Below are 12281 nucleotides of genomic sequence, written 5' to 3'. Positions count from 1 at the left end.
CTCGGGATCGATGACCTTCCACGTCATCTCGTATTGGCGGAAGTAGCCAGTCACACCACCCTCATGGCACACCTGTGCCAGAGGGCCCTGACGAGTACAGGGATGTCGTGCCTCCGCGGCGCCGCCGGGTCCGGCGTGCGGGGAATCGCGCCGCAACGGGCGAGCGGACGGCTGGCGCGGGCCTTGCCGCAGTGCCGGGCACCATGCGAACACACCGTGCCCTTTCCTCACTCTGGCTTCTCCTTGCAACAGGCCTCCTCGCCGCCGGATGCGACCCGGAGTCACCGCGTGACGGCTCGCAGAGCGGGTCTCAGAGCGCGGCGCTCCAACGGGCCCAGTCCTGCGAGGACCTCGAGGCGCTGCTGAAGCAGGACGCGCTCACCAAGATGAACGCCCAGATCGACGCCATGATCGCGAGCTACTCCGTGTACGGCGGCGTCCGCGGGGGCGGCGGCATCGCCGTCGACGACGATCTCGGGGGCGGCGTCGGCGCACCGCCCGGCCAGAACGCGGACCCGACCGCGCCTTCCCCGGTGCCGGCCAGCGGCGACGGCGCGGCCGCCCCGGAGGACGGCAGCGGCCCCCCGACCCACTCGGACACGAACACCCAGGTCGCCGGCGTCGACGAGGCGGATATCGTCAAGACCGACGGCAACAACCTTTACGTGCTTCACGGTCAGACCTTCTACACGCTGTCCGCGTGGCCGGCCTCGTCGCTCGCGGTGGGCAGCTCGCTCGCGATCGAGGGGCAGCCGCACGAGATGTTCGTGACGGGCGACAAGGTCGTCGTCTACTCGGCGGTCAACGCGCCGTCGATCTACGAACGAGCGGGCGTCGAGCCGCGGCCGGGCTACTACGACTACGTGATCGCCGGCGGCGTGGCCAGCGGCGGCATCGCCCAGCCTGCTCCCGCAGGCGGCGCCGCGCCGGACGTGGACGGTGGGCCGCGCGACACGCCCATGCAGCCGTCCGGGAACGACGAGCCCACGCCGCCGTCCGACGGCGACCCCGATGCGCCGGCGAGCGACGGCGACCCGGGCGGCGCCGACGAACCGGCGAGCGACGGCGCGCCGGACGCCCCCGATGCGCCGGCGGGCGGCGACCCGCCGGCGGGCGACCCGGCCCCCAACGGCGAGCCTCCTCCCCTGGATCCCGGCGCGCCCGAGGTCTACGCCCCGCTGACGAAGCTCACCGTCCTGAGCCTCGCGGGCGGCGCGCCCAGCGTGGTCAAGGAGCTCTACTTCGAGGGAGGCTACGCCTCGGCGCGCCGCGCCGGCGAGGACGTCCGCACGGTGCTGACCGGCGGCGCCCACGGCCCGGCGCTCGGCTACTGGCCCGAGAGCCTGACCGAGTACCCCGAGACCGCCGACGCGTGGACCGCGGCGTTCGAGCAGCTCCGCGCCGAGAACACGGCGATCATCGAGGCCGCGCCGCTGTCGACGTGGCTGCCGTATCGCTTCGAGAAGCAGGGGGACACGGTCACGGAGCTCGGGGCGAGCTGCTCGGACTTCTATGTTCCGGGGGCGGGCACGACGTCCTACGGCCTGACGCAGGTCGAGTCGATCGACCTCGGCGATCTCGACGCGACGCCGGCGTCGACCTCGATCATCGGCGCGACCGACACGGTGTACTCGAGCCACGACGCCCTCTATGTCGCCGCGCGGGGCTGGCAGGAGCCGGCGTCGCCGGGAGCGCCCGGCGAGGCGCTCGTGAGCAGCGACGTCACGCACCTGCACAAGTTCGATCTGACCGCCGACCCGAGCCAGCCCAGGTACGTCGCGTCGGGCTCGGTGCCCGGTCATATCCTCAATCAATTCTCGCTCGATGAGCACAACGGCAAGCTCCGCGTCGCCACGACCGCGATGGTGCCGGCGGAGCCGAGGTGGACGACCAGCAACAGCGTGTTCGTGCTCGAGGCGCAAGGCTCCGAGCTCGCGCGCGTCGGCGCCGTCACCGACCTGGCGCCCGGCGAGCAGATCCGCTCGGCCCGGTTCTTCGGGGATCGCGGCTATGTCGTGACGTTCCTCCAGGTCGACCCGCTGTTCGTGCTCGACCTCTCCGACCCGGCGGCGCCGTCCGTCGCGGGAGAGCTCAAGATCCCCGGCTTCAGCGAGTACCTGCACCCGCTCGACGACGGACACCTGCTGGCGATCGGCAGGGACGCGGACGAGGACGGCAGGGTGACCGGCCTGGCGCTGCAGATCTTCGACGTCACGGACCCGTCGGCGCCCGCGCAGCTGCACAAGGAGACGATCGAAGGGCCGTATGCGTCCTCGGCGGCCGAGTACGACCACAAGGCGTTCACGTACTACGGTGAGCACGACGTGCTCGCCTTCCCGCTCGTGAGCTACGACGTGGAGACCGGCGCGATCGCGAGCACGCTGGAGCTCTTCAACGTCGATATCGCCGACGGGTTCAGCCGGCTCGGCGCGGTCGACCACAGCGGCTTCTTCACCCCGACGCCGGATTGCTACTACTACGGCGGCGCCAACGTGTGGCGCGGCCTGTTCATCGAGGATCACGTCTACTCGATCTCCGACGGCGGCGTGCTCGTGAACGCGCTCGACGACCTCGCGACCCCCGTCGCGTCGGTGGCCCTGCCCGCCTCGACCTCGTGGTACGCGTGCGGCGGCGACGTCGCCGAGCCCGCGCCCACGCCCACGCCCGCGCCCGACGGCAAGGAGTAGCGCCGCGCGGCAGCGATCCTGGCGCGGCGCCCCGCCCTCCGAGGTGGGGCGCCGCGCCGCTCAGGCCCCCGGCCGCGCCGCCGGGGGCGCCTCCCACGGGTGCTCCGGATAGAACTCCCGCATCCCCCGCGCGGCGTACGCGACGAGGTTCGCGAAGCCCTCGGCCCTGCGCCGCAGCGGCGCCTCGAAGAACGGCGTGAGGATGCCGGCCACCATCGCGAACGCCGTCGCGTCGACCCCGGCAGGGCGCGCGCCGAAGAGGTACGGCTCGTCCCCGAGCAGCGCGGAGAGCGCCTCCAGCGAGCGCACGCCGAGCTCGACGACCTCGTCGTCCGAGTGCCGCCCGACGCCGATCGCCCGGAAGCTCTCGCGGACCCGCGCGAGGAGCTCCTCGCGCAGCTTCGGGCGCAGCTCCTCCGGCGCGCCGTCGACGAAGTGCGCCGGGCCCTTCGCGAAGTTCTCCGGGATGAGCCAGCGCGCGTGGCGCGTGGCCGCGGAGAAATGGTTCTCGAGCATGCGCTCGATGGCCCACGCCTCGGCGCGCTGGCGCGCGTCGAGCCCTGCGTCGAGATCCTTGCCGTGCTTCCGCTCGAGGTGCTCGCGGATGAAATGCGAGTCGGCGATGCGCGCGCCGTCGTCGTCGATGAACGGGACCTGCCCCTTCGGGGACTGCTCGGGCCGCCCGCGCTCCTTCCGGTACGGGAGGCCCAGCAGCTTGAGCTGGACCTCGGTCTTGGTCACGAAAGGGCTGGCTTCCGGCAAGCCGAACATGGGGCCGAGGCCGTAGAGCGTGATCATGAGCAACCTCCGAGGGTCTGGGTCCGTCGTGGACCGCGCTGGATGTAGCCCCGGCCTGCTGACACCCTGATGTCAGCATCCTCGTGCGACGCGCCGATCGCCTGTTCGAGATCCTTCAGATCCTGCGGCGCCAGCGGGCGCCGATCACCGCGGCGGCGCTCGCCGAGGAGCTCGGGACCTCGACGCGCACGGTGCGCTGAGCGCGCCCGCCGGCCTGCGCCCCGCGGCGCGAGCCTCGCGAGGGATGCTTGACAAGCGGCGGGCCGATCGCGCCTGCTGGGGTCAGCCCTCGCCGTGCTCGGTCGGGTGGGGCGAGGATCGAACGCGCATGAGCACCGGTCTGGACCTCGTCGCAGCGCTGCACCGCATCGTACAGGAAGCCACGGACAGCGTGCCTGGGGCGCAGCGCGGCAGCCTCCTGGTAGAGGACGGAGATCGCCTGATCTACAGGGCTGCCGTGGGCCTCGACGGCCTCCTGGGCGGCCCGCTGCGCGTCCCCTCGGACGCGGGGCCGGCCGGCGCGGGGCCGCTGCTCGACCCGGCCGGGGGCGCGCAGGTCGTCGCCGTCGCGGCGGCCGCGTGGTACGGGGCGCGCCTGCCGGGCGCGGCGGCGCTCGATCGGCTGCCCCAGGGCGCGGTCGTCCTCCTCGCGCCGGTGCGCATGCACGGGCGGTCGATCGGCGTGCTCGCCGTCGAGCAGCCGACCGCGGATCCGCTCCCGAACGAGCGCTGGGGCCTGCTCCTGGCGCTCGCCGCCAGCGCCAGCGCGGCGCTGGAGCGGCGCGAGCTCTACGACGACAAGGCGCGATCGGCCCACGAGAACCGCGTGCTCGAGGAGGTGCTGAACGCGGTGGCCGCGCAGGCCAGCCCGCACCAGCTCGTGGAGATCATCTCGATCGGGATCAAGAGCATCCAGCTACGGCCGCAATGGAGCGCCGTGGAGCTCGTCCTGCTGGAGGACGCTGCCCGCGGGGACGCGCCGGCGAGCGACCCGGGAGGGGCCCGCGACGTCCGCATGTACAGGGTCCCGCGGCGCGCGCCGACGAGCTACTGGAACAACGTCCGCGACGGCGCGCTCGTGGCGGGGCGCAACCTCGGCATCGACCTGACGTTCTGCTTCGGCGCCGCGGGCGGCGAGGGCAGCCAGAGCGCGCTCCTCGACGAGGGCATCCGTCGAGGCGTGCACGGCATCGCGGTGGCGCCGATCGACCCGGCGGGCCTCGAGCCGACGATCCGGCGCGCCAGGGAGGCGGGGATTCCGGTGGTCACGTTCGATTCGCCGCCGGTGGAGGGCAGCGGCGCGCTGGCCTATGTCGGCACGGACAACGTGGCGGCTGGCCGGCTCGCCGGCGAGATGATGGCGCGGCTCCTGCCGAGCGGGGGCGCGGTCGGCACGCAGATCGCCTCGCACCGCGCTCCCAACGGGAACGAGCGCGTCGCGGGGTTCGGCGCGGCGGTCGCCGGGACGGCCATCGCGGTGCAGCCTCCCTCCGAGAACGTGTACGACACGTCGCTCGCGCTGCAGCTCACCCTGGAGGCCCTGCGGACAGGCGATCTCGCGGGCGCCTTCGGCGCCTGCGCCGAGAACGGCCCGGCCTGGGGCGCGGCCGCGAGGGCCATGGGCCGGGAGGGTGACCTCAAGATCGTCGCGTTCGATCTCGTCCCGGAGACCATCGCGATGCTCAGGGAGGGGACGATCCACGCGACCGTGGTCCAGCGCGAGTACGACATGGGCTATCGGGCGGTCGAGGTGCTCCACGATCTGCTCTCGAGGGGCGTCGACGAGGCGCTGGCCGAGCTCCCTGCGCCGAGGCGGGGCGAGGATCCGCGCGCGACGCGCTTCATCGACACGGCCGCCGACGTGGTGACCCTCGAGCGCACGCCGTGGTCGCGCCCGCTGTCGGAGCACCTGGCCCTGGAGACCGCGCGCAAGACCGCGAACCGACGGCGCGGGCGCGCCAGGGCGGCCCGCCCGATCGAGATCCTCGCCGTCGGCGTGGACGCGAAGGAAGAGGGCTTCGTCGAGGAGAGCGCCCGCCTCGCCCCGGACTCCCTGGTCGGGCGGGTGCTGAGCGCCGGCCGCTCGCTGATCGTCGACGCCGTCGACGGAGGGGAGGGCGAGCTCCACCGCTTGCCCGATGTGGTCGAGGCGCGCCGGAAGGGGACGCTCACGCTGGTGGGCGTCCCGCTGCTCGCCCGGGGGGTCGCGCTCGGCGTCCTCGTCCTCTGCAGCGAGCGCCGCGCGGCGTGCTCGGCCGAGGATCTCACGCAGATCGAGCGCATCACCGACACGCTGGCCGTGGCGCTCGAGAACGCGCAGCTCCTGCGGCGCATCACCGAGCGGACCCAGGAGCTCGAGCACGCGAACGACCGGCAGGCGGCGCTGCTCGGCACGATCCAGGAGCTCTCCAGCCCGGTCGTGCCCATCGCGCGCGACATCGTGGTGATGCCGATCATCGGGGCGATGGATGCGCAGCGGACAGGCCGCTTCCTCGAGTCGATGCTGCGGGAGATCGCCGAGCGCCGGGCGAGCGTGGTGTTGATCGACGTCACCGGGATGGCGGTGGTCGATGCGGTCGCGGCCGATCACCTCATGGCGGCGGCGCGGGCGGCGAGGCTGCTCGGGGCCGAGGTCGTGCTGGTCGGCATCACCCCGGCGGCCGCGCAGCTCATGGTGCAGCAGGGGCTGGATCTCGGGTGCGTGGTCACGCGCTCGACGCTCGAGCTCGGGTTCGCGTACGCCCTGTCGCGGACGGGCGGCCGCGTCGTGTACAGCCGGTCGTCGGGCGCCCGGCGATCCTGAGCCGCGCGGCGCAGGCGGCGCTCGGGATCCGCGCGCGCCGGCGACGAGCCCGCGCCTTCAGCCGGCGTCGAGCTCGAAGGCGCCCTCGTAGATGGCGTCGACCGGAAGGCTGGCGCCGTTCGCCAGGGCGATCGCGCCGCCCGCCTCGATCACGCGATAGCGCCACGAATCATCCGCCTCGCGCCGGTAGTGCTCGACGCGCACCGCCCCCTGCGAGACGAGCAGGTAGTCTGTCAGCGAGGGAATGCGCTGATAGGCTTCCCATTTCTCGCCGCGGTCGTACGCCTCGGTGCTGGGCGACAGGACCTCGACGACGACGCTCGGATTCGCGAGGACGTCGCCTGTGCCCGTCTCCAGCCGCACCCCGCCGCACGCGACGACGGCATCCGCGTAGACATAGCGTTCCCCCGGCTTCGCGGAGATCCGCTGGCCGGGCGACAGCACATGACACGGCTTCCCGCGCACCGCCGCGCGGAGCTCCGCCCCCACCGCGCCCGAGAGGAGGTTGTGCCGCGGGCTGCCACCGGCCATCGCGAAGATCTCGCCGAGGTGGACCTCGTGCTTCTCGACCTGCGCGCGCTCCCACTCGAGATACTCCGCAGCGCTCATGCGCTGCGTCGTGGCGGCGTTGCCCATGGGCACGAAGCTAACGTGGCCGCGGGGCCAGGGCCAGCCCTGGCGGCCCGGAGCGCGGCGGAGAGCGCTCCCTCGCGCGTCAGGAGCCGAAGCGGCGCGCGTTGCGCAGGCGGGCCCTGGCCGCTTCGACTTCCTTGTTCTTGGGCGGCGCCGTGGTCTCCAGCGACTCGACGAGCCGGCGCGTGATCTCGGCGATGTCGTCGACGGCTCGCTCGAAACAGGCGACGTTCTTGCCGCTCGGGCTGCGGGTTCCGCTCACCTTGCGCACGTATTGCAAGGCCGCCGCCCGGATCTCTTCCTCCGTCGCCGGCGGCTCGAAGTTGAACAGAGGACGGATGTTTCGGCACATGGCGCCAGCGTACCGCCGAACGCTGCGCGAAGCCAAAGCGAGCGGGCGTCCGTCGCGCGGCGCGCCGCGCTCCGTGCATCAGGCATCACCCCTGCGCGAGCTGCTCCAGCTCGCGCACGCGCGCCTCGAGCTCGCGCACGCGCGCCTCGGCCGCTTCCCTGGCGCGCGCCTCGGTCGCCGCGACCTCCTCCTGGGTGGGGACGAGCTCGCCCTTGCCGCCGGAGCGCGCGAGGCGGAGCCGGGCCTCGGCCCCGCTGCCCACGACGCACAGCCAGCTATCGAGGGCGGGACTCCACACGGGGCCGGCGCCCGCGTGAACGCGCACGTACGCGCCATCGGGGTCGCGCCGGTAGGCCTGGAGCGCGACCCTGCCGGCCGGCGGCCGCTGCGCGGCGGCCTGCGGGTCGAAGATCGCGAGCTCGGGACAGCCGAGCTGACAGTACTTGAGCGGGATGTCCTCGTAGGCCTTCTGCCAGTCGCTCGCGATGATCTCGAGCGCGAACCGCGGCGGCCGGTGGCCGGACAGCCACGTTTGCCATTGCTTGGGCAGCGGCGGCGTGGGCCGGTGGTCGAGGAAGTAGACGTCCGGCGAGACGCGCACGAGCGGCTCCTCGCGCACCCACGCGAAGAACCGATCCGCGCCGGCGTGGTGGTCGGTCCAGCCGCGCTCGCGCGCGAGCTGCGCGATCGAGGACAGGAGCAGGCGGGCTATCTCGTCGTGCTCGCCCCACGCGCCGATGCCGTCGGTATCGTCGAGGTACCAGTCCGACCAGTCGATGGTCGCCCGGAGCTCCTCGGGCTCCGGATCGCGGACGACGAGCGCGCGCGGCAGGCGCGTCGCGGTGGGACTGGCTCCGGTGCGGACAGGGGGCACGTGGCTCCAAGGTAGCACCGCCGGCGCGGCGGCGGGAGCCGCAGGCGGGCGCGGTCGGGCGCCGCGCGATGCCCGCGGGCAGGCGCGGCGGCGCAGGTCGCGGGCAGCCGCGGCGGCGCAGGTCGCGGGCAGCCGCGGCGGCGCAGGTCGCGGGCAGCCTCGACGGCGCACCGCATCGACGCATCGCCCGCGCGCGCCCGGGGCTCCCGGTGCGACACGCCGGCGCCATGTCGGCGGCATGCGTTTCGAAGGGGTCCTCTTCGACATCGACGGGGTGGTGGTCGACTCGCCGCACGAGCGCGCCTGGCGCGAGGCGCTGGATGCGCTGATGGCCACGGAGTGGCGCGCGATCGCGCCGCAGACGCGCTACGCGCCCGAGCGGTTCACGACGGCCGTCTACCAGGGCGAGATCGCCGGCAAGCCGCGCGAGAGCGGCGCGCGCGCGGCGCTCGACCACTTCGGCGTGCCCGACGCCGCGGCGCGCGCCAGCACGTACGCCGAGCGGAAGCAGGAGATGCTGCTCCGGAAGATCGACGCGGGGGAGTTCGTTGTCTTCCCGGACGCGATGCGGCTGGTCCTGGGGCTCAAGGCGCGCGGCGTGCTCCTCGCGGCGGCGTCGTCGTCCAGGAACGCCAGCCAGCTCCTCCGCCGGATCCGCGCCGACACCTTCGCCGACCAGCAGGGCATCCGCCGCCCGCCCATCGCGCCGGGCACGACGCTGCTCGACCTGTTCGACGCCGACCTCTGCGGCGCCGAGGTGGCGCGCGGCAAGCCAGCGCCGGACCTGTTCCTGGCCGCCGCGGACGCGCTCGGTGTCCGGCCGACGGGCAGCCTCGTCGTCGAGGACGCTCCTGCCGGGGTGCTCGCCGCGAAGGCGGGCAGGATGACCGCGCTCGGGGTGGCGCGGCACGCCGACCGCGCGCTGCTGGTCGCCGCCGGGGCGGATCGCGTCGTGACGACGCTCGACGAGGTCGATGCGGACGCCCTGGTCGAGGGGCGGCTCGCGGCGCGCGCGGCGTGAGCCGGGCGCGCGGCGCTGACCTGGCTCACGTCACGTCTTCAGGTACGTCTCCGCCCCGTCTGGCGCGTCCATCGCCAGCCCAGCGGAGCTCGTGGAGCCCAGGCGCAGAGCGCGGCGCGCCTCAGCCGCCCTGCTTGCGCACGATGGAGAGGCTCCAGATCTCCCCGGCGCTCGTGCCCACCCACAGGCTAGGCGACCCTTTGCCCGCGACCGCGAGCACGGTGGGCTCGCCGCGGGCGCCGAGCGCGACGCTGGCCGTCGGCGCGGGCGGCGCGGCGGAGGCGGCCTCGATGGCGGCGCCGTCGAACAGCGCGACCCGGCCGTCCGCGAACGCCGCGAACAGGCTGGACTCGAGGACGGCCACATCCGCGACGGGCGCGCCGAACTCGAGCAGCTTGGCCGTCAGCTTGCCAGACGACCGGACGACCGCGCAGACCGCGCTCGCGCCGCGCTTGTACACCGCCGTGAGCTTCGCCCCGGCGCGCACGCGGTTCAGGTTCTGGGCCGCGCGCGGCAGCGAGGCGCGCAGCGTGGGGCCGGGCTCCGGCGTCGCGCCGGGGTGGACGCGCAGCTCGCCCCCCTCCCCTGCGCCGTCCATGACCACGTGCGTCTCGGCCTCGGTCAGGTCGAACGCCCGCGCCGCGCCGCGCACGGCGAACGTGCGGCCGTTCACCTCGTTCTTGTCCAGCTTCAGCTCCGTCGCGCTGCCGTCCCAGCCGAGCGCCAGCGCCGTCTCCCCCGTCGGGCGCATCGCCAGCAGCCGCGCGTCCCGGCCGACCTGGTCGAGCTTCGGGCCGTGCGTGATCCCGAGCAGCGCCCACACCGCGTCCTCGCTCCGCACGACCGCCACGTCCTTCGAGAGGAGCGCCACGTCCTCGGCGGAGGACAGCGACAGGTTCGTCGTCTTCGCGCCGGAGCCCCCGACGGGACAGACGCCGAGCCGCACCGGATCGGTCGAGATCATGGCGACGAGACCGGGGCTCGCGAGGAACGCGGCCCCGCGGATCTCCGCGTCGACGCTGTGCACCTTGCGGGGAGAGCTGAGGTTGCTGAAGGGCATGGCCCACGAAGATAGCGCTTCTTCCGGACGAGTGGCCCGCGTTCTCGCGAGGCGGCCGGCGAGCTCCCCGCCGCGACGTCCGTCCCTGCGGCGCCTACCCTCGCGGCGTCACGCCTTGATCAGCGAGCGGACGTCGATATCGAGGTTCTCGGACTCCGCGACCGCGTCCATCGCCTTGCGGAGCTGGGCGAGCGTGACCCCGGTGGGGACGTCGACGCGGGCCTCCATCCGGAAGAGCTGCGACCCGGTGACGGGCGCCTCGTATGCCGAGGTCTCGAGCGAGACGATGTTCACGCCGGCGCCGTGGAGCGCGCGCGACACGGCGCGGACGATCCCCTCGTGGTCGAGCGCGTCGACCGAGATGACGCACGGGATGGTCGCCGCGCGCCGGTGCGACTCGGGGCTCTTGGTCCTGCGGCTCTGCACCGTGAGCCCCGTCGCCTGGGTGAGCGACGCGGCGTCGCGCTCCACCGCCTCGATCGCGCCGGGCGGGCCCGACGCGAGCAGGAGGATGCCGAACTCGCCGCCGAGCACCGCCATCCGGCTGTCCTCGACGTTGGCGCCGCGCTCGGTCAGGTAGTGCGTCACCTCCGCGACGAGGCCCGTCCGGTCAGGGCCGAGGCAGGAGAGGACCAGGAAGGTTTCGGGCTCGGGCGTCGTCGTCATGCGGCGCATCTTAGTCCGATCGGCGCAGCCGGCGCGACCAGCGCCCGCCGCCGCGCGCGCCCCCTCGAGGGCCGGATCGCCGGGCGCGCCGCCGCAGCCGGGCGCGGCCATCTCCGCGCGGGGCGGAGCTTCCCCTGAAGGGAGCGGGGCCGGATCGGGCGGCCGCGCCGGACGAGGCGCTTGTCTCCGGCGAGCCAGTGGGCGAGAGGACGGCCATCCCCATGCCGTACGAACGCGACAACATCCATCGCCTCACGCCCTACACGCCCGGCGAGCAGCCGCAGCGGGCCGACGTGGTCAAGCTGAACACGAACGAGAACCCCTATCCGCCGCCGGGCGCCGTGCTGGAGGCGATCCGCGGCGTCTCGGCCGATCAGCTCCGCCGGTACCCGCCGCCCCGGGCGCAGGAGTTCCGCGAGACCGCCGCGAGGCTCCACGGGCTGTCGCCCGAGCAGGTGATCGCCACGAACGGCGGCGACGAGCTGCTGCGCATGGCGGTGACGGTCTTCTGCGAGCCCGGCGGCAGCGGCCTCGGCGAGACGTACCCGACCTATTCGCTCTATGACGTCCTCGCGGAGATCCACGGCACGACGATCACCCAGGTCCCCCTCGAGGAGGACTGGTCGGTCCCGGAGGATTTCGCGAGCCGCCTGAACGAGAGCGGCTGCCGCCTCGCGCTCCTCGTCAACCCGCACGCGCCGTCGGGGCGGCACGAGCCGCTGGACAAGCTCGAGCGCGTGGCGCGGGCGTTCCGCGGCGTGCTCCTGATCGACGAGGCGTACGTCGACTTCGCGGAGACCGACGCGACGCCGCTGCTCGACCCGGCGCGGGGGCTCGACAACGTGCTGCTGCTGCGGACGCTGAGCAAAGGGTACTCGCTCGCGGGGCTCCGGTTCGGGTACGGGCTGGGGCACCCGCGGCTCATCGAGACGCTCGACAAGGCGCGCGACAGCTACAACACCGACATCCTCTCGCAGGCCGCGGCGACCGCGGCGCTGTCGGCGCGGGACGAGGCGAGGAAGAGCTGGGAGAAGGTGATCGCGGAGCGAGCCCGGCTGGCGCGCGCGCTCCAGCAGAAGGGGTTCACGGTGGCGCCGAGCCAGAGCAACTTCGTCCTGGCGGCGCCGCCGGCCGGGGGGCTGTCGGCGCAGGCGATGTACCGGGCGCTCCACGATCGGGCGATCTTCGTGCGCTACTGGGATGCGCCGCGGCTCCACGACAAGCTGCGGATCACGGTGGGCACACCGGAGCAGAACGACGCGTTGCTCGGGGCGATCGACGAGATCTCTCGCGCTGCCGCGAAGGCCTAGAGAGCAGCTCGGCCGCGACGACCAGCCCGGCCCGCCCCCGCGGACGCCTCATCCGACGCCGTCCCGCTGAACGACCT

10 protein-coding genes and 1 pseudogene are annotated in these 12281 nt (G+C 73.8%); 5 read left to right on the top strand and 6 right to left on the bottom strand.

Features of this window, described 5'->3' with window-relative positions; translation table 11 throughout:
- Positions 1–386 precede the first annotated feature (386 nt).
- On the top strand, positions 387–2687 hold the full coding sequence (locus WME76_RS42700) for a beta-propeller domain-containing protein (RefSeq protein WP_437957900.1): 2301 nt from the start codon (positions 387–389) through the stop codon (positions 2685–2687).
- Positions 2688–2747: 60 nt separating this feature from the next.
- Here the strand turns inward: WME76_RS42700 and WME76_RS42695 are convergent, their stop codons facing one another.
- The gene (locus WME76_RS42695) at positions 2748–3485 is read right to left on the bottom strand and encodes a glutathione S-transferase family protein (RefSeq protein WP_437957899.1); all 738 of its coding nucleotides are present in this window, start codon (positions 3483–3485) and stop codon (positions 2748–2750) included.
- Positions 3486–3568: 83 nt separating this feature from the next.
- On the opposite strand from WME76_RS42695, the pseudogene WME76_RS42690 reads away from it, so the two are divergent.
- Together WME76_RS42690 and WME76_RS42685 are read left to right on the top strand one after the other, a co-directional pair.
- Positions 3569–3679, top strand: a pseudogene (locus tag WME76_RS42690) (HTH domain-containing protein); the annotation flags it as partial.
- Between the two features lie 134 nt (positions 3680–3813).
- On the top strand, positions 3814–6288 hold the full coding sequence (locus WME76_RS42685; RefSeq protein WP_437957898.1) for a substrate-binding domain-containing protein: 2475 nt from the start codon (positions 3814–3816) through the stop codon (positions 6286–6288).
- Between the two features lie 57 nt (positions 6289–6345).
- On the opposite strand, the gene WME76_RS42680 is transcribed toward WME76_RS42685, so the two are convergent.
- From WME76_RS42680 to WME76_RS42670, 3 genes are all read right to left on the bottom strand, one after another.
- Positions 6346–6924: a Uma2 family endonuclease gene (locus tag WME76_RS42680; protein ID WP_437957897.1), complete on the bottom strand. Its 579-nt coding sequence runs from the start codon at positions 6922–6924 to the stop codon at positions 6346–6348.
- 79 nt (positions 6925–7003) lie between these two features.
- The gene (locus tag WME76_RS42675; protein WP_437957896.1) at positions 7004–7273 is read right to left on the bottom strand and encodes a DUF2277 domain-containing protein; all 270 of its coding nucleotides are present in this window, start codon (positions 7271–7273) and stop codon (positions 7004–7006) included.
- Between the two features lie 85 nt (positions 7274–7358).
- Positions 7359–8147 (bottom strand): Uma2 family endonuclease, encoded by a 789-nt coding sequence (locus tag WME76_RS42670; RefSeq protein ID WP_437957895.1) that lies wholly within the window; start codon positions 8145–8147, stop codon positions 7359–7361.
- A gap of 238 nt (positions 8148–8385) precedes the next feature.
- On the opposite strand from WME76_RS42670, the gene WME76_RS42665 reads away from it, so the two are divergent.
- Positions 8386–9168, top strand: a complete 783-nt coding sequence (locus tag WME76_RS42665; RefSeq protein ID WP_437957894.1) for an HAD family hydrolase — start codon at positions 8386–8388, stop codon at positions 9166–9168.
- Between the two features lie 121 nt (positions 9169–9289).
- On the opposite strand, the gene WME76_RS42660 is transcribed toward WME76_RS42665, so the two are convergent.
- Both WME76_RS42660 and WME76_RS42655 read right to left on the bottom strand, forming a co-directional pair.
- Positions 9290–10228: a hypothetical protein gene (locus WME76_RS42660; protein WP_437957893.1), complete on the bottom strand. Its 939-nt coding sequence runs from the start codon at positions 10226–10228 to the stop codon at positions 9290–9292.
- A 108-nt stretch (positions 10229–10336) separates the two neighbouring features.
- Positions 10337–10894, bottom strand: a complete 558-nt coding sequence (locus tag WME76_RS42655) for a glycine cleavage system protein R (RefSeq protein WP_433932117.1) — start codon at positions 10892–10894, stop codon at positions 10337–10339.
- Positions 10895–11115: 221 nt separating this feature from the next.
- Here WME76_RS42655 and hisC point away from each other — a divergent pair, with 221 nt between their 5' ends.
- Complete coding sequence (gene hisC / locus WME76_RS42650; RefSeq protein WP_437957892.1) at positions 11116–12204, top strand: histidinol-phosphate transaminase; 1089 nt, start codon at positions 11116–11118, stop codon at positions 12202–12204.
- Positions 12205–12281: the final 77 nt, after the last annotated feature.

The sequence above is a fragment of the Sorangium sp. So ce119 genome, assembly GCF_051524405.1.
Lineage (GTDB): Bacteria > Myxococcota_A > Polyangia > Polyangiales > Polyangiaceae > Sorangium > Sorangium cellulosum_G.
This window is presented reverse-complemented; position numbering and strand designations above follow the sequence as displayed.